The organism is Aeromonas sp. Prich7-2, from assembly GCF_017939255.1.
GTDB lineage: Bacteria > Pseudomonadota > Gammaproteobacteria > Enterobacterales > Aeromonadaceae > Aeromonas > Aeromonas caviae.
This window is the reverse complement of sequence record NZ_JAGKRI010000142.1, coordinates 1-22,438: the sequence shown is the minus strand read 5'-3', so window position 1 is coordinate 22,438 and position 22,438 is coordinate 1. Positions and strand designations below refer to the sequence as shown.

Sequence of the window (22,438 nt, the reverse complement as noted above, 5' to 3'; positions counted from 1 at the left end):
CGTCAGGTGACCAGCCCCGGCCGGACACCTTGCCTGCATAGTTTCTGTTTCCCAAAAGGAGGCTACTATGCGTTTGATTTCAAACAACTATCTTGCTGGCGAATCCCCTTCCCTGCTGAGCAGACTGGGGCACGGCCTGTTGCCGCTCTGGCTGCGCGGCAAGCGGCGCCAGCACCACTACCGGCTACAGATCCGTTGCGAGGATCGGGCCGACATGGCGCAGGTGCTGGATCTGGTGAACCGCACCCTGCATCCGGCCGGGCTGCACCCCGCGCAGTCCATGACGCCGGCTCGCGGCGATGCCCGGATGCTGGTGCTGAGCCTCTGCTGCACCCCGCCCCAGCGCCGCTATCTGGTGCAGTTCGTCCACCAGGTCGGGGCCACTCGCCCCGTGCGCTGGGAGCTGCGCCCGGACAGCGACCCGCCCGCACGGCACTGACCGTCCTCCAGGTCGCCCCGGCAGCGGGGCCGACCCTGTGCGCCCCGCGCCCGCTCCTCCGGGGGCGGGCCTCTACTTTGTGTTCATCCCATGCCAGCGCTGCGCCCTCAATGCCTCATCGCCCCATCTAGGTACCCGTATGGGCATCGTCGTGCCGGCACCTTTAGAAGGAGAACCCCATGAGAATGTGGCAACAACTCGATTTTCTCGCCCTGCTCGACACCCTGGCCAGCCTGCTGCTCGCCTTCGTGCTCGGCAGCCTGGTCGGTCTGGAGCGCCAGTATCGCCAGCGCACCGCCGGCCTTCGCACCAACGTCCTGGTCGCCGTGGGGGCGGCCCTGTTCGTCAACCTGGCCCAGCGCATCTATGACCTGCATGGCGGCAGTTACGGGGTCGTCCACGTGGTGGCCTACATCGTCTCCGGCATCGGTTTTCTCGGCGCCGGCGTCATCATGCGCGAATCCGGCAACATCCGCGGCATCAACACCGCCGCCACCCTCTGGGGCGTGGCGGCGGTGGGGGCCGCCAGCGGTGCCGGCTTTGCCCTGGAGGCCGTGCTCGGTGCCCTCTTCGTGCTGGCGGCCAACACCCTGCTGCGCCCCCTGGTGAACCAGATCAACCGCCACCCGGTGGACAATACCGACACCGAGGTGACCTACCGCGTCACGGCCCTCATCCGCCGCACCCACCAGAAGGAGGTGCTGCCCTGGCTGGAGCAGATGCTGGAGCAGGCCAACTACCCCCTGAGCGAGCTCGATATCGAGCCGTTCGGGGAGCAGGATCTGGAGATCTCGGCGGTGCTGCTGGCCACCTCCATCGATGGCGACGAGCTGGACGCCCTGATGAAGCGGCTGGGGGAGCATCCCCGCATCAAGCAGATCTTCTGGCGCGCCAGCACCACGGATTGAAGCACGCCCTCGCCCCACTACAAAAAGCCCCGCACTGGCGGGGCTTTTTTCATCTTCCGGGTCAACGGCGACTGCGCCAGCGCACCCTGGGGGGGATGACCTGGGCGGTCTGGGTGGGGGCATTGCCCGCAATAAGCTTTTGCATCAGCTCGAAGGTGGCACGGGCCAGGGCCGGGCAATCCTGGGCCACGGAATCGATGCGCATGGGGATGCAGTCGAGCAAGTCGTGATCGTCGAAGGTGCACAGCCGCATCCCCGTTTCCATCAACCCCGCCTCGTTGAGGTAGCGCAGCACCCCCTCGAGCAGAGTGAAAGAGGCGGTAAAAAGCCCTCGGGGGGGCGCCCCGAGCTCGTCCACCAGCTCGGCCATCAGCTGATAGCCGGAGCTTGGCTGGTAGTCGCGATGACGGACCCGGTCTGATGTGGCTTCCAGCCCGGCGCGGTGCAATCCCAGCTCGTAGCCCGCCAGCCGGTGGCGGCTCGGGGAGAGATCCAGCAGGCCGCCGAAGTAGTAGATATCCTCCCCGCAGCCGGCCGCCATGTCCTGCACCAGCTCGGCGGTGGCCTTGCAGGCGTCCGAGATCACCATGGGCAGGCGCGACTCGCCGATGTGGCGGTCGAGCTGCACCACCGGCAGGCGGTCGTGGATGCGGGCATAGATGTCGTCGCTGTGGCCGCTGGAGGCAACGATGAGGCCATCCACCTGGCGGCTGATGAGGTTGTCCACCACCCGCTGCTCCAGGGTGGGGTCATCCTCGGAGCAGGCGATGAGCAGCTGGATCCCCGCCTCCCGGCAGTGGGCTTCGAGGGCGCGGGCAGTGCTGGCGAAGCCGAAGTTGGTGAGGTCGGGGATAACCAGCCCCCAGGTGTAGCTGCGCGCCGCCCGCAGGGAGCGGGCATGGATGCTCGGCTGGTAGTGACACTCGTCCGCCACCGCCTGGATCCGCTTGCGGGTATCGTCGGCGATGCGGTACTCCGCACTCTTGCCGTTGAGCACCAGGCTGGCGGTGGCCTTGGAGACCCCCGCGAGCGTGGCTATCTGGGCAATCGTGATCCGTTTCTTCTTCTCCACCTGACCTCCCGGCAAACTGACACCGGGCTATTGTACAAGGCAGGCCGCCAGCGGCCAGTGATCGAGGCAAATTTTGCTGTCATCACCGTCACAACGTGCGGAAAGTACTGGGTTTTCACCGGGGAAGTAGCGGGTAGACAGGGTCTGGCGACCACCGTCCACGAAGCACTCCAGGCTGGAGCGATCGCACAAGACGGTGATCTTGCCCCCAAGCCAGGGGGCGCTTCGCTCTTCCCACTCCCCGCTCTGCCAGTTCTGGCGCCGCAGGATGAGGCGCCCAGGCTGCCACACCAGCTCGGCCACGGCCCCGAACCCGAGGCGCCCCTCCCCGCTCAAATCCAGGTCCAGCCAGGCCGCGTCGATGGCCAGGGCTGGCAGCTCGCCCGGCGCCCCCTCGAAGCGAGTCGGCTCCCCCTTGAGGGCCGAGATCTCCGCGACCGGCCGCTGGCAGAGCCAGTCGTCCTGCCAGAACAGCTCCCGCGGGCAGCTCATCTGGTGGATCCAGCCGTGCTCGACGGTAGGCTGGCTCATTTCGTTCTCTTCAGGCAGCCCCAGCCAGGCGAACAGCAGGCGGCGCCCCTGGCTGTCCCGGGTGGTCTGGGGCGCATAGAACTCGAAGCCCCGGTCCAGCTCGTGGAAGGCCCCGTGCGCAAACTGAGCGCCGTCGAAGTGGCCCGCCAGCCAGCCGCACTGGTAGAGGTTGCGATAATCCTCTCCTTGGGGGTCTATGCCCTGGGGGCAGCTGATCAGCACGTGACGGTCCGCCAGAGGGAAGAGGTCCGGGCACTCCCACATATAGCCGAACTCCCCGAGCCCGCCGCGCCCGCTGCCAGCGATGGGGCCGACCAGCATCCAGCCATCCAGGGTATCGCCGCGATAGAGCAGCACCTCACCCCGATCGTCCAGGGTGCGGGCCCCCAGCACCATGAGCCACTGCCGGCCATCGTGCCACGCCTTGGGGTCGCGCACGTGGCCGCTGTAGCCTTCGGGCAGCGCCAGCACGGGCCCCAGCTTCTCGAAGCCCCCCTTGCCATCGTCACGGGCCAGACACTGGTAGGCGGTGCGGCTGCCGTCCGGGTATTTGACGTTGCCCGTGTAGACCAGGGTCAGGCGCCCCTGCTCGTCGCTCACCGCCGACCCCGAATAGCAGCCATGGCTCTCGTAGACCTCGGTGGGCAGCAGCGCCACCGGCTCGTGCTGCCAGTGCAGCAGATCGCTGGAGGTGACGTGGCCCCAGCCCTTGTTGCGGTGCTCGCAGCCGAGCGGGTTCCACTGGTAGAAGAGGTGATAGCGCCCGCCGTGCTCGATGAAGCCGTTGGGATCGTTGAGCAGCCCCACCGGGGCTGCCAGGTGCCAGCGGGGCCGATGGGGATCGGCCGCCGCCTTGAGCTGTCCGGCCAGCAGGGACCGGACAACCTGGTTGAGGAGATGGCTCTCTTTCATCACTCCACCTTGTACTTGAGCAGGTAGGAGGCGGCGAAGGCGGCGCCAAAGGCGATCACCAGACCGATGACGTAGTGGATGAGGCTCATGGGCTGGACGATGGCCATGCCCGGAATGCCGGTCAGGCCCACCGCCGTCATGCCGACCTTGGCCGCCACCACGTAGGCGCCGCCGCAGGCCCCGCCGAACAGACCGGCCAGGAAGGGCTTGATGTAGCGCAGGTTGACCCCGAAGATGGCCGCCTCCGTGATGCCGAGCAGGCAGGACATGGCCGCCGGCACGGTAATGGCCTTGATCTTCACGTCACGGGTCTTGAAGTAGACAGCCAGACAAGCCCCGCCCTGCGCCACGTTGGCCATGGCCCAGATGGGGAGCAGGAAGTTGACGCCGATGGCCGGGTTGGCCAGCAGGCCCGCCTCGATGGCGTGGAAGCTGTGGTGAATGCCGGTGATGACGATCAGCGAATAAGTCCCGCCAAACACCAGGCCCGCCAGCCAGCCCGCCTGCTCGTAGAGGGCGCTCAGACCGAACGAGATGCCATCCCCCAATACCCGACCTGCCGGGCCGATAAAGAGCAGCGCCACGAAGCCGGTGATGATGACGGTCAAAAACGGGGTGAGGATGAGATCCAGGGCGTCAGGGATGCGCTTTCTCAGCTGCTTCTCCAGGTGGGACATGAACCAGACCGCCAACAGCACCGGGAAGACGGTACCCTGGTAGCCGATCATGGCCACATCCAGCCCGAAGAAGTCCATGGTCTTGAAGCCCCCCGCCACGCCCCAGGCGTTGGTCAGGGCCGGGTGAGTGAGGATGCCCCCCAGCGTCGCCCCCAGATAGGGGTTGCCGCCAAACTCCCGCGCCGCGGTAAAACCGATGAGGATCGGCAGTATGATGAAGGCCGCCGAGCTGAACATGTCCAGCATGACGAACAGGGCGCTGTCGGCGTTGACCCAGCCATAGGTGCGCACCATGCCGAGCAGCCCCATCAGCAGGCCGGACGCGACGATGGCCGGGATGATCGGCACAAAGATGTTGGAGAGGGTCCGCGCCAGACGCTGGGCCACGTTGAGCTTGGCCGTCGCCAGGTCGGTCAGCTCTGCCTTGCTGGCGGTACCGGTGCCGGTCAGGGCCACGAACTCCGCATAGACCTTGTTGACCAGGCCGGTACCGAAGATCACCTGGATCTGGCCGGCGTTGCTGAAGCACCCCTTGACCCCCTCCAGCTTGTCGATGGCGGCCTTGTTCACCTTGCTGTCGTCCGCCAGCACCAGCCGCAGCCGGGTGGCGCAGTGGGCGGCGCTGACGATGTTCTCCTTGCCCCCGAGCAGGGGCACCAGATCCTTGGCTATCGCACTGATATTCATATTCTTCCTCTTATGGCCCGCCGTCGGCGGGCCCTTGTCACATGAGAGTAGGGTCTGTCGCCCTGCGGCTCTAGCCGCGGATCAACAGCCGCTTGCGCCCGATCGCAAAAATTCATCCAGCCGGGTGCGGGTGGGCAGTGCCGTCATGGCCCCCTTGGCGGTGGTGGCGAGTGCCCCGCAGCCATGGGCCTGGGCCAGGATGGCGGGCAGCTCGCTGAAGGCGGGCACCCCCTCCCCCCTGGCAAGGGCGGCCAGCAGACCGGCGACAAAGGCATCCCCCGCTCCCGTGGTGTCGATGGGTACCACTTTGGGCCCCACCCACTCCAGCTGTTCGCCCCCGAGGCGGGCCACCACGCCGGCCGCCCCCCGGGTCACCAGCACCAGGGCGGGTCCCGTGATGGTGGCGAGCCCGGCCGCCAGATCGTCCAGACCGCTCAGCAGTTGCAACTCCTCCACCGAGAGCTTGACCACGTCCGCGAGGGCCATGGCCTCGCGCACCACGGGCAGCATCTCGGCGGGGTTGCCCCACACCTCGGGCCTCAGGTTGGGGTCGAAGCAGACCCGTCCCCCGACCGCCCGGATGGTCGCCATGGCTTGCAGGCAACTGCTGCGTACCGGCTCGTTGGCGAGCGCGATGGAGCAGGTCAGCAGCCAGTGCCCGGCCTGGAAGACCGGCAGATCGGCGGGGCTCAGAAACTGATCCGCGCTGGGCCTCACCATGAAGGTGAAACTGCGCTCCCCCGCCTCATCGAGATCCACCAGCACCGTGCTGGTGCGATGGGCCGGATCCTGGATCAGGTGGCGAATGTCGACCCCCTCCCTGGCCAGGGTCTCCCCCATGAAGCGGCCGAAGGGATCCGCGCCAACCCGGCCAATGAAGGCCGACTCCCCGCCGAGCCGGGCAACGCCCACCGCCACGTTGGCCGGTGCGCCACCCGGACACCTGAGGTAGTGCTGCCCCCCTTCCGGGATCAAGTCCACCACCGCATCCCCCATTACCCACACACGATTCGTCACCTTGTTGCTACTCCACTGCTGCACAGGATTTGCCGGGGTCAGCCCCGGGTTCTGGGTCCGCATTATCAGCTAAACCGTTTTAGCTAACCAACAGATCCCGGGGCCACCTGCCATTTTTGTGATCGGGATAACGAACTAGAACCAGGTTTCCATCTGCACGCCAAAGTTCCACTCGCCCCCGGCGGTGAAGTTGCTCTGGCCCATGGCATCGGAGCTGGCGTAGTTGTCGAGCTCGGAGGACCAGTCCATCCAGGTGGCGAACACCCGAAGCTCGGGCCGCTCGAAGAAGCCGGCGGTCTGCGCCTTGAAGGTCGGCGCGAAGGTGAGCTTGGTGAAATCGCCGCTCACCGCCTGGCGACCCTTGTAGCCCTTGGGATCGAGGTCCATGTACTGCCAGGTCGCCTCGTAGACCAGCTCGACGTTCTGGCTCAGCACCTGGGCAAACCGGGTGTTGAGGGTGGCCCAGCGGTACTCGTCCCCCTTCACGTAACGGTCCTTGCTCTGCTCGGCCAGCAGGGCCGGGGCGATACGCCAGCGCGAACTGAGATCCGTGGCGCCAAACACGGCGACCCGCACCGCATCGGCGTCCGCCAGCAGCTCGCTGTCGGAACCCAGCCCCTTGAGTTCGGCACCCAGGCCGTGGCCATACAGCACGGCCGCCTTGGAGAAGCCGGGGTTGATGCCAAAGAAGCTGTCGGCGTGGTAGGCCAGCAGGGTGTGGGCCCCCTTGTTCGCCGCTTCGCTGCCGGCGCCGCCGTCGTTGATGCGCGCCTCGTTGTCCTTGGCCGACAGGCCGTTCACCATCCACTGCCAGTTGCCGACCCGGTTGTTCATGGTGAGGATGTAGCTCTCGATGTCGGAGAGACCGCTCGCACTGATGTCGCCGTAGTCGCGCCCGTAGAGGGAGAAGTTCGCCTTCCAGCTGTCAGCCAGCTGCACGTCGTAGACGCCGCCGCCGGTGCCGGCCAGGAACACCACGTCCGAGTCGAGCCAGTGGATGTCGAAGTTGTCCCGGTCAAAGCGCTTGCCCGCCCACAGCACAGCATGCTTGAAGGGACCGTCGAAGCTCGCCAGATCGCCGATTTCGGCAAACACCTGGCGGGTATTGAGGTTGGAATCGCTGGCGGTCCAGTCGTTGCTGGTCTCCACCCCGTCCGCCAGCATCAACTTGTAGCGGGCCCAGCTGCCATCGGCGAAGGTCTGGGTCTTCAGCAGGTTGGCCTCCATGTAGGTGTCATCCTCGTTGCCAAGGCGACCCACGGCGCCACCCACCGAGCCGGCCGGGGTGATGTAGGGGCCGCCGCGACCGCCGTTGCCATTGCCGTTGACCAGCAGGCCCGAGCGGGCATAGCCGTGGAACTCGAAACCCTGGGCCCCGGCGGTCTGCTTGTCCACCTTCTCGCTCTGGGCCTTGGCCACCACGGCCGTCTCGCGGGCTTCGTTTGCCTTGCTCTGGGCCTCATCGGCCCGCGCTTCGGCGGCGGTGGCGCGCGCCTCGGCCGCCTGCACCCGCGCCTCCAGCGCCGCCAGACGGGCCTCGATACCGCCATCCGCCGCCCACAGCGGGCTGCTCATCCCCAATCCCAGCGCTACCGCCAGCGCCAACTTGTGCTTGCACATCGTCATCGTCCTCACCTGTCATCTGTCGCCCGGTCGGGCCTGTTGTTATCGACGACGAGAGCATAGCTAAACCAATTTAGCTAACTCAATACACAAGCTAAACCGTTTCAGCTTAAGTGTGAGCGGGATAACATTCGTACAGCAGGAATTGGCGGAAGTTGTGAGGAAGATCCCTCATCGGGATCCACTCAATAAGCGGGGATCTTGCTAAAGCTGGGGCAAAAAAAGAGCCGGCACAGGGCCGGCTCTTGATATCAGGGTCGCGAACATCAGCTGGTCAGATCGTCGAAGAAGCGTTTCACCCCTTCGAAGAAGCCTTCCGATTTCGGCTTGTGGGTCTTGGCGGCGGCACCGCTGAACGACTCGTCCAGCTGGCGCAGCAGCTCTTTCTGCTGCTCGGTCAGCTTGACCGGGGTCTCGACCACCACCTTGCACATCAGATCCCCCACCTGGCCGGAGCGCACTGATTTGACGCCCTTGCCACGCATGCGGAACATCTTGCCGGTCTGGGTCTCCGGGGTCACCTTGAGCTTGACCCGGCCGTCCAGGGTCGGCACTTCAATCTCGCCGCCGAGCGCCGCCGTGGTGAAGCTGATGGGCACTTCGCAGTAGAGGTCGTTGCCGTCACGGACGAAGATCTCGTGCTCGCGCACGTGAACCTGTACGTACAGATCCCCCGCCGATGCGCCGGTTTCCCCCGCTTCCCCTTCGCCGGAGAGACGGATGCGATCCCCGGTATCGACCCCGGCCGGGATCTTGACCGACAGGGTCTTGGTCTTCTGGTAGCGCCCTTCCCCATGGCACTTGCGGCACGGATCCTTGATGATCTTGCCGCGACCGTGACAGTGGGGGCAAGGCTGCTGCACCGCGAAGAAGCCCTGGCGCATCTGCACCTGGCCGGAGCCGTGGCAGGTGGGGCAGGTCTGGGCCTGGCTGCCGGTGTGAGCACCGGAGCCGTTGCACACTTCGCAGTGGACCTGGGTCGGGATCTTGATCTCCTTGGAGACCCCGCGCACCGCCTCTTCCAGCGTCAGCTCCATGTTGTAGCGCAGGTCGGCGCCACGGGCCGGGCCGCGACGACCGCCCCCGCGACCACCGAAGATGTCGCCAAACACGTCGCCGAAGATGTCGCCGAAATCGGCGCCACCGCCAAAGCCGCCGTGGCCGCCACCCTGGCTCGGATCCACCCCGGCATGACCGTACTGGTCATAACGGGCACGCAGGTTCTCGTCGGTCAGGACCTCGTAGGCTTCCTTGACCTCTTTGAACTTCTCTTCAGCCCCGGCATCACCCTGGTTGCGATCCGGGTGATACTTCATGGCCAGACGCTTGTACGCCTTCTTGATCTCGCGCTCGTCGGCACCTTTCGACACCCCGAGCACTTCGTAGAAATCGCGCTTCGACATACTCATCCTGTTGCTATATCAGCAGTTACGCAGACGGGCGTTGGTTACCCAACGCCCGTAAATTCATTGACGAATCTGCTCACACTCTTACTACGAAGCCGTGATCAAGGCTCATGTGCTGCTCGGAATCCTCACGTATATCTATACGCTCCGGTTCCTGCGCTGCTCTTTACCTTGCTGACGGCCTCTCGCGACAGACCGTGAACAGATTCTGAGCCGATGGGCGAAGCGGACTTCGCCCATCCGGGTCGGGCTTACTTCTTGTCGTCTTTCACTTCTTCGAACTCGGCGTCGACCACGTCGTCGTCAGCCTTGGCAGAAGAGGAGGACTGACCGGCGTCAGCACCGGCGGCGCCTTGCGCCTGAGCCTGCTGCTGGGCAATTTCCATCAGCTTCTGGGACGCTTCCAGCAGAGCCTGCTGTTTGGCTTCGATGGTAGCCTTGTCGTCACCCTTGATGGCGGATTCCAGCTCGCTCAGGGCAGTCTCGATCTTGGTCTTCTCGTCGGCAGGCAGGGCTTCACCGGCTTCGGTGACCTGCTTGCGCACGGAGTGGACCAGACCGTCAGCCTGGTTGCGGGCCTGCACCAGCTCTTCGAACTTCTTGTCCTCGGCCGCGTTGGCTTCGGCTTCGCGTACCATGCGTTCGATCTCGTCATCAGACAGACCGGAAGAGGCCTGGATGGTGATCTTCTGCTCCTTGTTGGTCTCCTTGTCTTTGGCGGAGACGTGCAGGATGCCGTTGGCGTCGATGTCGAAGGTCACTTCGATCTGCGGCAGACCGCGCGGTGCCGGACGGATGCCTTCCAGGTTGAACTGGCCCAGGGACTTGTTGTCGCTGGCGCGCTTGCGCTCACCCTGCAGCACGTGAATGGTCACGGCAGACTGGTTGTCTTCGGCGGTGGAGAACACCTGGGACTTCTTGGTCGGAATGGTGGTGTTCTTCTCGATGAGCGCGGTCATCACGCTGCCCATGGTTTCGATCCCCAGGGAGAGCGGAGTCACGTCCAGCAGCAGTACGTCGGTCTTGTCACCGGACAGTACGGCACCCTGGATGGCAGCACCCATGGCCACGGCTTCGTCCGGGTTGACGTCTTTGCGCGGCTCTTTGCCGAAGAAGTCGGCCACGGTCTTCTGAACCAGCGGCATACGGGTCTGACCGCCCACCAGGATGACGTCGTCGATCTCGCCAACCGCCAGACCGGAGTCTTTCAGGGCGACACGAACCGGCTCCAGGGAGTCTTTCACCATGTCTTCCACCAGGGATTCCAGCTTGGCGCGGGTCACCTTGATGTTCATGTGCTTCGGACCGGTGGCATCTGCTGTGATGTACGGCAGGTTGACGTCGGTCTGCTGGGCAGAAGAGAGCTCGATCTTGGCTTTCTCGGCTGCATCTTTCAGACGCTGCAGGGCCAGCTGGTCGTTGCGCAGGTCAATGCCCTGCTCGCGCTTGAACTCGTCAACCAGGTAGTTGATGACGCGGTTGTCGAAGTCTTCACCACCCAGGTGGGTGTTACCGTTGGTCGCCAGTACTTCGAAGGTGGTTTCCCCTTCGACTTCGTCGATCTCGATGATGGAGATATCGAAGGTACCGCCCCCTAAGTCATATACGGCAACCTTGCGCTCACCCTTGACCTTGTTGACGCCGTAGGCAAACGCAGCCGCAGTCGGCTCGTTGATGATGCGCTTGACGTCCAGACCGGCGATGCGACCGGCATCCTTGGTGGCCTGACGCTGGGCGTCGTTGAAGTAGGCCGGTACGGTGATGACGGCTTCGGTCACCGGCTCGCCCAGGTAGTCCTCGGCGGTCTTCTTCATCTTTTTCAGCACTTCGGCAGAGATCTGCGGCGGTGCCATTTTCTTGCCTTTCACTTCAACCCAGGCGTCACCGTTGTCGGCCTTGGCGATGGCGTAAGGCATGATTTTCAGGTCACGTTGTACTTCGTCATCTTCGAAACGACGGCCGATCAGACGCTTGATGGCGAACAGCGTGTTCTTCGGGTTGGTGATGGCTTGGCGCTTGGCCGGCTGACCAACCAGGATTTCGCCGTCATCGGCATAGGCAATGATGGACGGAGTAGTACGGTCGCCTTCCGCGTTCTCGATCACGCGAGCATGGTCGCCATCCAGAATAGCGACGCAGGAGTTGGTAGTACCCAGGTCAATACCGATGATTTTACCCATTTGACGAATCTCCAAATACTTTGAATAAACTGGCGAGGGGCTCGCCTTGATACGTTAACGGCTAGGTGGGGCCTGCCACTGTGGCTTTCAAGCTCCCGGCATCAAATTTTTTGTGCCGCCGTGGCCTTGCAACCTATATGGGGTCTCAAGTCGGCGCTTCAAGTCCGGCCCTGAAAAAACCTGCATACAGGCCACCTGACAGCCAAATGACGCCAGACACGTTTTTTTGGCGCCACATCCAACAAAAAGCCCGCCAAGCGGCGGGCTTGGTGAGAACAGCGTGATCAGTCAGCGGACTTGGAGACCATCACCATGGCCGGACGGATGACGCGGCCGTTGAGCTCGTAGCCCTTCTGCATCACGGCGATCACGGTGTTCGGCGCCACATCGGCACTGGGCACCATGCTCATGGCCTGGTGGGCATTGGGGTCAAACGGCTGGTTGGTCGGGTCCAGCGCCACCAGGCCAAACTTGCCCACGCCGCTCTGCATGGATTTCAGGGTCAGCTCGACCCCTTCAATCATCGGCTTGAGGGTGTCGTTCTCCTTGTCCGCCAGCTCGATGGCGCGCTCCAGGTTGTCCAGCACCGGCAAGAGCTCTGCGGCGAACTTCTCCAGTGCAAACTTGTGGGCTTTCTCCACGTCCTGAGCGGCACGGCGACGCAGGTTCTCCATCTCGGCGACGGCGCGAATGGCGCGCTCGCGCTCTTCCAGGGAAGCCTGCTGGGCCGCCTCCAGCTGGGCCTCCAGCTCGGCGATCCGGGCCTGCTCGGCTGTCACTTCACTGTCTACATCGGTCGGCTCGACTGGCTGGGCTTCCACTTGCTCCATCGCTTCAACCTTTTGTTCTTCGTGGCTCATGACATCTCCAATATTCAGGGGTTGCGTGTGAGGGTGGCTGGCGTTCAGACAAGCGACACGCGCCAGCAGACCCTGTGTTGGCGCTATTATGGGGACACAGCCCCGGCTTTCAAGGGGAAAAGGGCAGATCGGGCACAATGGCGCCCATCCGCGTGCCAGGCAGTCCCTTTTCGGGGCCGATTGCACCAACCACCACGGAGGCAGACAAATCCCCGGCAAAGCGCGGTATACTCCCCCCAAGACTCTCCCAGACCCGATAACCTATGGATTCTCCGTTCAAAACCGTTGCCCTCATCGGCAAGCCCCATCACGAGGGGGCCAACCAGACCCTGACCGGCCTGTACCAGTACCTGACCAGCCGCGGCTTTCGTGTGCTGCTGGAGAGCCGGGTGGCCCATACCCTGGGGCTGCTCGGGGAGAACGTGATGGATCTGGTGCAGCTCGGCGAGCAGGCGGATCTCGCCATCGTCGTCGGCGGTGACGGCAACATGCTGGGGGCCGCCCGGGTGCTGTCACGGTTCGATGTGGCGGTGATCGGGGTGAACCGGGGCAACCTCGGCTTCCTGACCGATCTCTCGCCCCAGGATTATCTGCTGCCCCTGGAGCAGGTGCTCTCGGGTCACTTCAAGAGCGAGCATCGCTTCCTGCTGGAGGCCGCCGTCTATCGCCACGGGGAGCGCAAGTCGAGCAACCTCGCGGTCAACGAGGCGGTGCTTCACCCGGGCAAGATCGCCCACATGATCGAATTCGAGGTCTACATCGACGGCAGCTTCATGTACAGCCAGCGCTCGGACGGCATCATAGTGGCGACACCCACCGGCTCCACCGCCTACTCCCTGTCGGCAGGGGGCGCCATCCTCACCCCCAAACTCAACGCCATCACGCTGGTGCCCATGTTCCCGCACACCCTGAGCAGCCGCCCCATCGTGCTGGATGCGGACAGCGAAGTGCGGCTGCTGGTCTCGCCAGACAACCAGGACGACGCCATGCAGGTGAGCTGCGACGGCCAGGTCACCCTGGCGGTCCACCCGGGGGACGAGATCCTCATCAAGAAGAGCAGCCACAAGCTTCATCTGGTGCATCCGCTGGATTACAGCTACTTCCACGTGCTGCGCAACAAGCTCGGTTGGGGCAGCAAACTCTTCTAGCCAGGCACCATCGGTGGCGAGGGTCTACCTCTCGCTGCTTTCGACCAGCCGAGGCAGTGCCGGCTCGAATGCCAGATGCACCCCGTTTCGCCCCGCTTCCTTCACCCGGTACATGGCAGCATCGGCTTTGGTCAGCATCAGTGCCAGGTCAGCCTCGGCACTGGCGCACACAACCCCAATGCTCACCGTGACCCCCTCGCACGGCAGGCAGGCCCCCTGCCGGGATCCCGTCTCTATCTGGCGGCGGATCCGGTCACAGATGTCGCGGGCCATCTGGCCGCTCACGCCGCCCATGATGATGGCGAACTCCTCGCCACCGATGCGCCCCACCAGATCATCCTTGCGTACCTCGGCCACCAGCACCCCGGCCACATAGCGAATGACCTCATCCCCGCAGCCGTGACCAAACTGGTCGTTGACCCGCTTGAAGTGATCGATGTCCAGGACCACCACGCAGCGCGTCTGGCCAGGCGTAGCCCCCTCTCCCTGCCTGAAGAGACCGCGCCGATTAAGCACCCCGGTGAGGGGATCCCGCTCCGAGAGCGCCAGCAATGCCTCCTCCGTCTCCACATAGGCCACCAGAGGCAGCAGCAACACCGAGCCGATGGTCAGCACCATGTGCATGAAGAAGATGAGATCGAGCCAGCCTCCGTCTCCCATCCGCCCTTCGGCTCCCAGCAAGAGCAGCCCCCCCCTGACTCAGCAGGATGGTGAAATGCAGCAGGTAAATGAGCGCCACCACATGGAGCACCCGCTTCTGTTGCCGGCCGAGAGAGACGATGAGGCAGGCGCACCACAGGTACAACATCGACTCCATCAGAGCCAGCACAATGCGCACGGGGGCGAGGCTGGACAGTCCCAGATAGAGCAGCAGCAACACCGCCACGCCTCCCCCCACGGCACGGGGATGCCATGCGCGCTCGTAAAGCGCACAAAAACCGGCGAGCAACAGCAGGATGCTCATGAGCGAGACCAGGCCGCCGACCCGGATGCCCAGCGCCGGATACCCTCCCAATACCCCCAGACTGAGCAGCAGGATGGAGAGGGAGAAGAGAAAAGCGGAGAGGGACCAGTACAGAAAGTTGCCTCGACCCGGCTTCAGGGAGTGGATGAACAGCATGATCAGCCCCGACATCAGGTTGATTGCCAGGGAGATCAGCAGCAGGGTCGGGGTATGGATCATCGTGACGCATCCTTGCGAAGAGGTCTGTACACAGCCCAGGCTCAACCAGGACTGTTTCGAGTGTGTCTCAGCCAGCCACTCACCACAAGAGAGCCCCTCGAGGTGGCTTCTCGCATCGCCTCAGCCCATGCCAGGTACGCAGGTTGATTTTGCAGGCCATCTGATCGGCGTCACACCCATGCCGCGGCCTTGACATCCTTGCCCTCCCCCTGTTTCGCAAAAATCCTCCCTGCCCACTTTACTGTATATAAGACCAGTATATACTGGATGCATACACAGTAATGTTGACCCATACAGGATGAGACCATGCTGACCCAGCTGACCGTCAACAACTTCGCCATCGTCAAGTTTCTCGAGCTCGATCTGCAACCGGGGATGACCTGTATCACCGGGGAGACCGGGGCGGGCAAATCCATCGCCATCGACGCTCTGGGGCTCTGCCTGGGAGAGCGCGCCGAAACCAGCATGGTGCGCCCTGGCAGCGACAAGACCGAGGTGAGTGCCCGCTTCCTGCTGGAGGGTAATCCTGCCGCCCGGGCCTGGCTCGCCACCAACGAGCTTGAAAATGACGGTGAGTGCATCGTCCGGCGGGTACTGTCTGCCGAGGGGCGCTCTCGCAGCTATATCAACGGGGTTCCCGTCCCCCTCGCCCAGCTCAGGAACCTGGGTCAACTGCTGGTCAATGTCCACGGTCAGCACGCTCACCAGATGCTGCTCAAACCCGATTACCAGCTCGCCCTGCTGGACGGCTACGCCGGTCATCATCTGCTCCTCGACGATGTTCGCCGTCACTACCAGCAGTGGCGCCAGTTGCAAAACGAGCTCAACCGGCTCAAGGCCGAGCAGCAGCAGCGGGAAGCCCGCCGTCAACTCATCGAATACCAGGTGCAGGAGCTGGACGAATTTGCCCTTCAGCCGGGGGAGTTTGAAGAGATTGAAGAGGAGCATCAGCGGCTCGCCAATGGCACCGAGCTGATGCAGGAGTGCGGGTATTGCCTCGATCTGCTCTATGACAATGAAGAGACCACCATCGCCGGTCTGCTGCAGACGGCGGTGGACAGAGCCGAGACCCTGGTCGGCATGGACAGCCGGCTTGGCAACGTGCTCGGCATGCTCAACGAAGCCCTGATCGGCGTACAGGAGAGCCACAGCGAGCTGCGCAGCTATCTCGACCGGCTGGAACTGGATCCAGAGCGCTTCAACGAGCTGGAGAGCCGCCTCTCCAAGGCCATCAACCTGGCACGCAAGCACCATGTCAAACCGGCGGAGCTGGCCCACTACCATCAGGAGCTGGCCAGCGACCTCGCACGCCTGCACTCCGACGAAGAGCGACTCGAGGGGATGGAAGACGAGCTGGCCTCGGCCCGCCAGGCCTTCGTGCAGGCCGCCGAGGCCCTGAGCCAGAGTCGCCAGCGCTATGCCGAGGAGCTTGGCGCGAAGGTAAGCGCCAGCATGCACGAACTGGCGATGCCCGATGGCCGCTTCGCCATCGAGGTGCGACCCGATGCCCAGAGCAGCCTCTCGCCCCTTGGCATCGATCGGGTGGAGTTCATGGTCACCACCAACCCGGGTCAGCCCATCCAACCCCTTGGCAAGGTGGCTTCTGGCGGCGAGCTGTCGCGTATCAGCCTCGCCATCGTGGTGATCAGCGCCCGCAAGATCTCCACCCCGACCCTTATCTTCGACGAAGTGGATGTGGGGATCAGCGGCCCGACCGCCGCCGTGGTGGGCCGCCTGTTGCGCCAGCTCGGCGAATCCACCCAGGTGATGGTGGTCACCCACCTGCCCCAGGTGGCAGGCAAGGGTCACCAGCACATGGTGGTGAGCAAACACACCGACGGCAAGACAACGGAAACCCAGATGCAGGCGCTCACCCCGGGTGCCCGGCTCAACGAACTGGCCCGTCTGCTGGGGGGCGATCAGATCACCGACAACACCCTGGCCAACGCCCGTGAGTTGCTCGCAAGCTGACCACGGGGCGGGAGGGATGCCCTCCCGTCCATGTCGGCCCTTTCAGATTGACCGTGCCATCATCGCGCTGGCCAGTTGAAGCCTCTTGCCGACGGTGCCGGCCTGGTTGACCCATGCCGTGAGCCGCAAGCAAGAACGAGGGGCTGCCCTGGCTAATCCGCGGCACATGTCTTGATGCTCAGTCTGAACCTGCCAGCCTGGTCATCACCCAGTCGGGTTTCCATCGCCATGGTCAGGACGCCACTCATCTTCGTTGCACTCATTCATATATCGAACGGCCCCACTCCTTCATTTTCCATTCAACTCAGTCTGTTATGATGATGTAAACGGACTCGGTACCTTCAGTTGCCATCGACAGAAGGTGACGCTTGATGCAAACACACCGGGTTCGTTTGAGCTGACATTTCGCGGGAAGGGAGGATGGGAGCGCGCTTCCGCCGTCTGACCCGCACCTGCCAAGGAGAACTGCTTATGAGCCCGACCAATATTGTGCTGTTGCTGGAAGGCAAGGATTACGAGCAGGAGACACTGGCCAAGGCGAGCCGTCTGGCACAAGGGCTGGGCGCCAACCTGACCTTGTTGCACCTGACCCACAGCAGCAAGACCCGTCGCTATAGTCTGTCCCTGTCACAAGAGGAGCGCAGCCCCCAGGGCACCCTGGATGCCAAGGCGATCATCAGTGAACTCATCACCCAGCTGTCTCATCCGGTGGATTACCAGTGCCTGGTGGTGGATGACGTGGTACCGGATCTCCAGCGCTGGCTGGCCGCCCACCCCGCCGACCTCTTGCTGGTCGGCAGCCGTCATCACTGGATGGAGGGCTCGCTGGCCCGCCTGCTCCTCTACAAACTGCCCCTCGATATCCAGATCTGCCACGAGCCTCACGCCGCCTTGCTCAAAGCCGTCGGTTGACACCACAAGACCCGCTCCCTGAGCGGGTCTTCTTGTTTCTGACGCCCCGCCGTCATCCTCCCCCAGCTTGACCTCCTCCACTGCGTCACCGCCAGAACCACACGATTTCTTACACATTGCTCGCTTCTTTTTGAGGGCCATTTGCTGCACGATATGGCCCTTGCACGCCTTCGCTCGTTTCGTTCAGGTGATAAATGAAAGCTCTTCGAAAACCCGGCAAGCTCGCCCTGCTCGCCCTTGTGCTGATCCCTCTCGTCACCTGGCTGGCCTGGCCAGGCAACACACCGGACCCGGTACTGACCGCAACGGTTACCCGACAGGATGTGGAGCAGACGGTGCTCGCCAGTGGCGTACTGCAGGCCATCGAGCAGGTGGATGTGGGGGCCCAGGTCTCGGGTCAGGTCACCTATCTCGCGGTGGAAGCGGGTCAACAGGTCAAACAAGGAGAGCTGCTGGCGGAGATCGATCCCCTGATCGCCCAGAACAACCTCAAGACCGCCGAAGCGGAGCTGGCCAGCCGCCGCGCCCAGCTCAAGATCAAGCAGGCACAGCTCAAACAGAACGAGCTTGCCTGGCGCCGCCAGCAGCAAATGTTTCGGCAGGAAGCGAGCTCTCGTGCGGATCTGGAGAGCGCCGAAGCCCAGCTTGCCGTCACCCGGGCCGAGCAGCAAAGCGCCCAGGCCGACATCGACAACGCCATCATCAAGGTGGAGCGCGCCAAGACGGAGCTCGGCTACAACCGCATTCAGGCCCCCATGGATGGTACCGTCGTCTCCATCGTCACCCGGCAGGGGCAGACTCTGGCCGCCAGCCAGACGGTACCGACCCTGCTCAAGCTCGCCAATCTCGACACCATGACGGTCAAGGCCCAGATCTCCGAAGCGGACGTCACCCGTGTCAAGGCGGGCATGCCGGTCTATTTCACCCTGATAGGGGATCCGGATACTCGCTACCACGGTACCCTGCGCACGGTCGAGCTGGCCCCCACCAACATCAATGAGCAGACGGCCAGCACCACGGCCACCAGCAATGCAGCCATCTACTACTATGCCCTGTTCGATGTGCCCAACCCCGGCCATCAGTTGAGGGTCGCCATGACGACCCAGGTCACCATCGTGCTCGGCGAGCGCAAGCAGGTACTGGCCATTCCCCAGACCGCCCTCGGCAAGAAGACTGGCGACAACGAGTACGAGGTCAGCCTGCTCAAGGAGGGGGACCAGAGAGAGACCCGCCGCATCAAGACCGGCATGAAGGATGACATCAAGATTGAGGTGGTGAGCGGCCTGACCGAGCAGGAGAAGGTGATCCTGGAGCAGGGCAAACCGGCCCTGCACGATGAAGGGGAGATGGAGCCGTGAGCGAGCCCCTGATCCGTCTCAAGGGTATCGAGCGGCGCTACCAGAGCGGAGAGCACGAAGTGACCGTGCTGCACCCGCTGGATCTCGCCATCGATGCCGGGGAGATGGTGGCCATCGTCGGCGCCTCCGGCTCCGGCAAATCGACCCTGATGAACCTGCTGGGCTGCCTAGATCGCCCGAGCGGCGGCCAGTATCTGTTTCGCGGCCAAGACACAGCGACCCTGGATGCCCTCTCCCTGGCACGGCTGCGCTGCCACCACTTCGGCTTCATCTTCCAGCGCTATCACCTGCTGCCCCATCTGGATGCGGCCGCCAACGTGGAGATCCCCGCCATCTATGCCGGCACTGCCCGCCTTGATCGCCAGGCCCGAGCCCGCACCTTGCTGACCCGCCTGGGACTGCAGGATCGCAGCCACCACAGACCCGGCCAGCTCTCCGGCGGTCAGCAGCAGCGGGTCAGTATTGCCCGGGCGCTCGCCAACGGCGGCGAGGTGATCCTGGCGGACGAACCCACCGGCGCTCTCGACAGCCAGAGCGGCAAAGAGGTGATGGCCATCCTCAAGGAGCTGCACGCCCAGGGCCACACCATCATTCTGGTGACCCACGACATGGCGGTGGCAAGCCATGCGGATCGCATCATCACCCTGCGTGACGGGCGGGTAGTGGAGGACAGCGGCCATCGGGCGACCGATGACAACGCAGCCTCCCCATCCGGGGCGCCAGCCCACCCGCTGCCAGGTGACGGCAGCCAGCTGGCCGCTCCCTCTGTCGGGCAAGATGCACAGGGCACAGGCGCCGCCGTCCGCACCGCAAGCCGGGGCTGGGATCGCTACCGGGAGGCGGGGCGCATGGCCCTGCACGCCATGCTGGCCCATCGCATGCGCACCTTCCTCACCATGCTCGGCATCATCATCGGCATCGCCGCCGTGGTCAGCGTGGTGGCGCTGGGTCAGGGGGCGCGCGCCAAGGTGATCGACGACATCAACGCCATGGGCACCAACACCATCGACATCTTCCCCGGCAAGGACTGGGGAGACGAGAAGGCCGCCAGCATCCAGACCCTGAACGAGCGGGATCTCGACGCGCTGCTCGGCCAGCCCTATCTGGAGGGGGCCAGCCCCCAGATAGCGACGTCGGGCCAGCTTCGCTATCGCAACAAGACCAGCAGCGGCAGCGTGATCGGGGTCGGCAACGACTTTTTCCGGGTCAAGGGGATGACGCTCACCCAGGGGCGCCTGCTCGATGAGCGGGACATTCGCAACCGGACGGCAGTCGCCGTGGTGGATGGCAAGACCATAGAGAGCCTGCTCGGCCAGGTGGACCCGGTCGGCCAGGTGGTGCTGGTCGGCACCCTGCCGGTGCGCATCGTGGGGGTGGTCACCCAGGAGACCGGCTTTGGCCGCAGCAGCCAGTCGGTCAATGTCTGGCTCCCCTACAGCGCCGTCATGAGCCGTCTCCTCTCCCAGCAGCACTTCACCCAGATCACCATCCGGGTCAAGGACGGCGTCCAGCCCGCCCTGGCCGAGCAGGCGGCAGTCGCCCTGCTGACCCAGCGCCACGGCGTGAAAGACTTCTTCACCTTCAGCAGCGACAGCATCGTCAAATCGGTGGAGAAGACCACCGCCACCCTGACACTGCTGGTCTCCGCCATCGCGGTGATCTCCCTCATCGTCGGCGGCGTCGGGGTGATGAACATCATGCTGGTCTCGGTGGTGGAGCGCACCCGGGAGATAGGGATCCGCATCGCCGTCGGCTCCCGCCAGTCCGACATATTGCAACAGTTCCTCATCGAGGCGGTGATGGTCAGCCTGCTGGGGGGGCTGCTCGGTATCGGCCTCGCCCTGCTCATCGGCGCTCTCTTCTCCCTGCTCGTGGAAAGCTTCCAGATGCGCTTCTCGCTCTTCTCCATCCTGATGGCCTTCGGGTGCTCCTCCCTCATCGGGATCCTGTTTGGTTACCTGCCCGCCCGCAATGCGGCCAGGCTCGATCCGGTGGAGGCACTGGCGAGGGAATGACGATGCACAACCTATCAAGGCTCGGGCTAAGCCTGATGCTCACCGCCAGCCTCGGTGCCTGCAGCCAGCAGAGCACCTATCACAGACCCGATCTCGACGTGGCGCCAGCATGGCAACAGGAGAGCCGGGGTCTCACCGCGCAGCAGGCTGGCCCATGGTGGCAGGGATTCCAGGATCCCGCGCTCGATCGCCTGGTCGAGGCGGTACTGGCCGCCAACCCGGACATGCGGGTGGCCGGGCTCAAGCTCAAGAATGCCCTGCTCGGCGCCGATCTGGCTGACACCAACCTCACCCCCTCGGTCAGCGCCAATCTCGGGGCCAGCGGCACCAAGAACATGAAAGATGGCAGCGCCAGCAGCAACCTGGGCCCCTCCCTCAACCTCAGCTACGAGGTGGATCTCTGGGGCAGACTGGCCGCGGCAAGGGATCAGGCGAGCTGGGAGGCACAGGCCAGCAAACAGGATCTGGCCGCCACCCGGTTGCTGCTCATCGGCAAGACCCTGGAGCAATACTGGCAACTGGCCTACCTCGGCTCGGCCATTACCCTGGGCACCCAGCAACTGGCCAATCTGGAGCGCATTGAACGCCTGACCCGCGCCAAATACGAGGCGGGCGCCGTGACCCGACTCGATCTGGTACAGGCCAGCCAGCAGAAGGCGGGCAAGCAGGCGGAGCTCGCCACCCTCACCCAGCAACGGGCACAGGCGGGCAATGCTCTTCGCCTGCTGCTGGGCCGCAGCAGCGGGCCGCTCGCTGACGCTCCCGACGCCCTGATCATGGGCCCGATCCCGTCCCTGGCGGCTGGCATCCCCGCCGATGTGCTGGCCCGGCGGCCCGATGTGCGCGCCGCCGAACTCAGGCTGCGCAAGACCCTTGCGAGGGGAGACGAGATCCGCACCGGCTTTTATCCCACCCTGAGCCTGACCGGCGGTGCCAGCACCACCTCGGATACCCTGACCCAAGTGCTGCAAAATCCGGTCGGCACCCTGGGCGCCACGCTGGCGCTCCCTTTCCTCGAGTACAACAAGACCCGGCTCTCCATCGCCAGCACCGACATCGACTACCAGATTGCCGAAACCGAGTTTCGCAAGCAGCTCTATACTGCGCTGCTGGAAGTGGAGGATGGCCTGGCCGCCCGTCAGCAAGGGGATCAGCGGCTGCGCTATCTGGAGCAGCAGAGGGCCTATGCCCGGGAGGCCGAGAGGCTGGCAGGCGCCCGTTTTCTGGCCGGTGCCACTGGGGTGCAACCCTGGCTGGATGAGCAGAACCGCCTGTGGGATGCCGAGCTCGCTCTGCTGGCACAGCAGCAGGCCCAGCTCAACAACATGGCAGGCATCTATCGGGCGCTGGGGGGAAGCGATCGAACCTGACCCAGGCAGAGAGTGTGGGATCGCGTTGACATCCTCCCCCACCTTAGCGCTTCGCGTCACAGGAGGGGGATTCCCATTACTGGGTGATAGCTGCTCGCGCAGTACCGGGTTCCTGCTTCATCGGGCGGCCTGATTGCACCACGCCTCCACAGGCTAAAACGGCGTGTCC

General features: G+C 64.1%; 18 protein-coding genes. 8 read left to right on the top strand and 10 right to left on the bottom strand.

The features are described 5' to 3' along the window. Positions 1–67: 67 nt before the first annotated feature. Positions 68–439, top strand: coding sequence for a hypothetical protein (locus J9892_RS18105; RefSeq protein WP_010673654.1), 372 nt, complete (start codon positions 68–70; stop codon positions 437–439). Positions 440–618: 179 nt separating this feature from the next. Further along, complete coding sequence (locus tag J9892_RS18100; protein WP_029314049.1) at positions 619–1,347, top strand: MgtC/SapB family protein; 729 nt, start codon at positions 619–621, stop codon at positions 1,345–1,347. Positions 1,348–1,408: 61 nt separating this feature from the next. Here J9892_RS18100 and J9892_RS18095 read toward each other — a convergent pair whose 3' ends face one another. From J9892_RS18095 to grpE, 8 genes are all read right to left on the bottom strand, one after another. Beyond that, positions 1,409–2,419 (bottom strand): LacI family DNA-binding transcriptional regulator, encoded by a 1,011-nt coding sequence (locus tag J9892_RS18095; RefSeq protein ID WP_010673652.1) that lies wholly within the window; start codon positions 2,417–2,419, stop codon positions 1,409–1,411. A gap of 27 nt (positions 2,420–2,446) precedes the next feature. Then, the gene (locus J9892_RS18090) at positions 2,447–3,862 is read right to left on the bottom strand and encodes a sucrose-6-phosphate hydrolase (RefSeq protein WP_010673651.1); all 1,416 of its coding nucleotides are present in this window, start codon (positions 3,860–3,862) and stop codon (positions 2,447–2,449) included. Next, positions 3,862–5,226 (bottom strand): sucrose-specific PTS transporter subunit IIBC, encoded by a 1,365-nt coding sequence (locus J9892_RS18085; RefSeq protein WP_010673650.1) that lies wholly within the window; start codon positions 5,224–5,226, stop codon positions 3,862–3,864. The genes J9892_RS18090 and J9892_RS18085 overlap by 1 nt, the downstream gene beginning before the upstream one ends. A gap of 81 nt (positions 5,227–5,307) precedes the next feature. Continuing rightward, on the bottom strand, positions 5,308–6,267 hold the full coding sequence (locus J9892_RS18080) for an aminoimidazole riboside kinase (RefSeq protein ID WP_210538660.1): 960 nt from the start codon (positions 6,265–6,267) through the stop codon (positions 5,308–5,310). A gap of 111 nt (positions 6,268–6,378) precedes the next feature. Further along, complete coding sequence (locus J9892_RS18075) at positions 6,379–7,869, bottom strand: carbohydrate porin (RefSeq protein ID WP_210538656.1); 1,491 nt, start codon at positions 7,867–7,869, stop codon at positions 6,379–6,381. 263 nt (positions 7,870–8,132) lie between these two features. Further along, entirely contained in the window at positions 8,133–9,269 is a 1,137-nt protein-coding gene (gene dnaJ, locus J9892_RS18070) for a molecular chaperone DnaJ (protein ID WP_210538655.1), read from the bottom strand. 254 nt (positions 9,270–9,523) lie between these two features. Continuing rightward, positions 9,524–11,452: a molecular chaperone DnaK gene (gene dnaK, locus J9892_RS18065; RefSeq protein WP_201956578.1), complete on the bottom strand. Its 1,929-nt coding sequence runs from the start codon at positions 11,450–11,452 to the stop codon at positions 9,524–9,526. 284 nt (positions 11,453–11,736) lie between these two features. After that, complete coding sequence (gene grpE / locus J9892_RS18060; RefSeq protein WP_113978197.1) at positions 11,737–12,312, bottom strand: nucleotide exchange factor GrpE; 576 nt, start codon at positions 12,310–12,312, stop codon at positions 11,737–11,739. A 263-nt stretch (positions 12,313–12,575) separates the two neighbouring features. On the opposite strand from grpE, the gene nadK reads away from it, so the two are divergent. Next, entirely contained in the window at positions 12,576–13,460 is an 885-nt protein-coding gene (gene nadK, locus J9892_RS18055; RefSeq protein ID WP_010673644.1) for an NAD(+) kinase, read from the top strand. 24 nt (positions 13,461–13,484) lie between these two features. Here the strand turns inward: nadK and J9892_RS24735 are convergent, their stop codons facing one another. Then, positions 13,485–14,012 (bottom strand): GGDEF domain-containing protein, encoded by a 528-nt coding sequence (locus tag J9892_RS24735; RefSeq protein ID WP_246876708.1) that lies wholly within the window; start codon positions 14,010–14,012, stop codon positions 13,485–13,487. Then, positions 13,969–14,643, bottom strand: a complete 675-nt coding sequence (locus tag J9892_RS24730; RefSeq protein WP_246876707.1) for a hypothetical protein — start codon at positions 14,641–14,643, stop codon at positions 13,969–13,971. Before J9892_RS24730 ends, J9892_RS24735 begins: the two co-directional genes overlap by 44 nt. Before the next feature lie 306 nt (positions 14,644–14,949). Between J9892_RS24730 and recN the strand changes: the two genes are divergently transcribed. The 5 genes from recN to J9892_RS18025 all read left to right on the top strand — a co-directional run bounded on the left by recN (position 14,950) and on the right by J9892_RS18025 (position 22,269). Beyond that, positions 14,950–16,614 (top strand): DNA repair protein RecN, encoded by a 1,665-nt coding sequence (gene recN, locus J9892_RS18045; protein ID WP_210538654.1) that lies wholly within the window; start codon positions 14,950–14,952, stop codon positions 16,612–16,614. Positions 16,615–17,085: 471 nt separating this feature from the next. Continuing rightward, positions 17,086–17,526 carry a universal stress protein gene (locus J9892_RS18040; protein WP_202041570.1) on the top strand — a complete coding sequence of 147 codons (441 nt, stop codon included), beginning with the start codon at positions 17,086–17,088 and terminating at the stop codon, positions 17,524–17,526. Positions 17,527–17,720: 194 nt separating this feature from the next. Further along, positions 17,721–18,884 carry an efflux RND transporter periplasmic adaptor subunit gene (locus J9892_RS18035; protein ID WP_202041571.1) on the top strand — a complete coding sequence of 388 codons (1,164 nt, stop codon included), beginning with the start codon at positions 17,721–17,723 and terminating at the stop codon, positions 18,882–18,884. Next, positions 18,881–20,899 carry a MacB family efflux pump subunit gene (locus tag J9892_RS18030; protein ID WP_202041572.1) on the top strand — a complete coding sequence of 673 codons (2,019 nt, stop codon included), beginning with the start codon at positions 18,881–18,883 and terminating at the stop codon, positions 20,897–20,899. The genes J9892_RS18035 and J9892_RS18030 overlap by 4 nt, the downstream gene beginning before the upstream one ends. After that, entirely contained in the window at positions 20,896–22,269 is a 1,374-nt protein-coding gene (locus tag J9892_RS18025) for a TolC family protein (protein ID WP_161653634.1), read from the top strand. Before J9892_RS18030 ends, J9892_RS18025 begins: the two co-directional genes overlap by 4 nt. Positions 22,270–22,438 lie beyond the last annotated feature (169 nt).

What these genes read in the sequence shown, in the direction of transcription:
- nadK (WP_010673644.1), top strand. Translation starts at nt 12,576, where the DNA reads ATGGATTCTCCGTTCAAAACCGTTGCCCTCATCGGCAAGCCCCATCAC.
- J9892_RS18100 (WP_029314049.1), top strand. Translation starts at nt 619, where the DNA reads ATGAGAATGTGGCAACAACTCGATTTTCTCGCCCTGCTCGACACCCTG.
- dnaJ (WP_210538655.1), bottom strand. Translation starts at nt 9,269, where the DNA reads ATGTCGAAGCGCGATTTCTACGAAGTGCTCGGGGTGTCGAAAGGTGCC.
- J9892_RS24730 (WP_246876707.1), bottom strand. Translation starts at nt 14,643, where the DNA reads ATGATCCATACCCCGACCCTGCTGCTGATCTCCCTGGCAATCAACCTG.
- dnaK (WP_201956578.1), bottom strand. Translation starts at nt 11,452, where the DNA reads ATGGGTAAAATCATCGGTATTGACCTGGGTACTACCAACTCCTGCGTC.
- recN (WP_210538654.1), top strand. Translation starts at nt 14,950, where the DNA reads ATGCTGACCCAGCTGACCGTCAACAACTTCGCCATCGTCAAGTTTCTC.
- J9892_RS18105 (WP_010673654.1), top strand. Translation starts at nt 68, where the DNA reads ATGCGTTTGATTTCAAACAACTATCTTGCTGGCGAATCCCCTTCCCTG.
- J9892_RS18075 (WP_210538656.1), bottom strand. Translation starts at nt 7,869, where the DNA reads ATGACGATGTGCAAGCACAAGTTGGCGCTGGCGGTAGCGCTGGGATTG.
- J9892_RS18090 (WP_010673651.1), bottom strand. Translation starts at nt 3,862, where the DNA reads ATGAAAGAGAGCCATCTCCTCAACCAGGTTGTCCGGTCCCTGCTGGCC.
- J9892_RS18025 (WP_161653634.1), top strand. Translation starts at nt 20,896, where the DNA reads ATGACGATGCACAACCTATCAAGGCTCGGGCTAAGCCTGATGCTCACC.
- J9892_RS18035 (WP_202041571.1), top strand. Translation starts at nt 17,721, where the DNA reads ATGAAAGCTCTTCGAAAACCCGGCAAGCTCGCCCTGCTCGCCCTTGTG.
- J9892_RS18040 (WP_202041570.1), top strand. Translation starts at nt 17,086, where the DNA reads ATGAGCCCGACCAATATTGTGCTGTTGCTGGAAGGCAAGGATTACGAG.
- grpE (WP_113978197.1), bottom strand. Translation starts at nt 12,312, where the DNA reads ATGAGCCACGAAGAACAAAAGGTTGAAGCGATGGAGCAAGTGGAAGCC.
- J9892_RS18085 (WP_010673650.1), bottom strand. Translation starts at nt 5,226, where the DNA reads ATGAATATCAGTGCGATAGCCAAGGATCTGGTGCCCCTGCTCGGGGGC.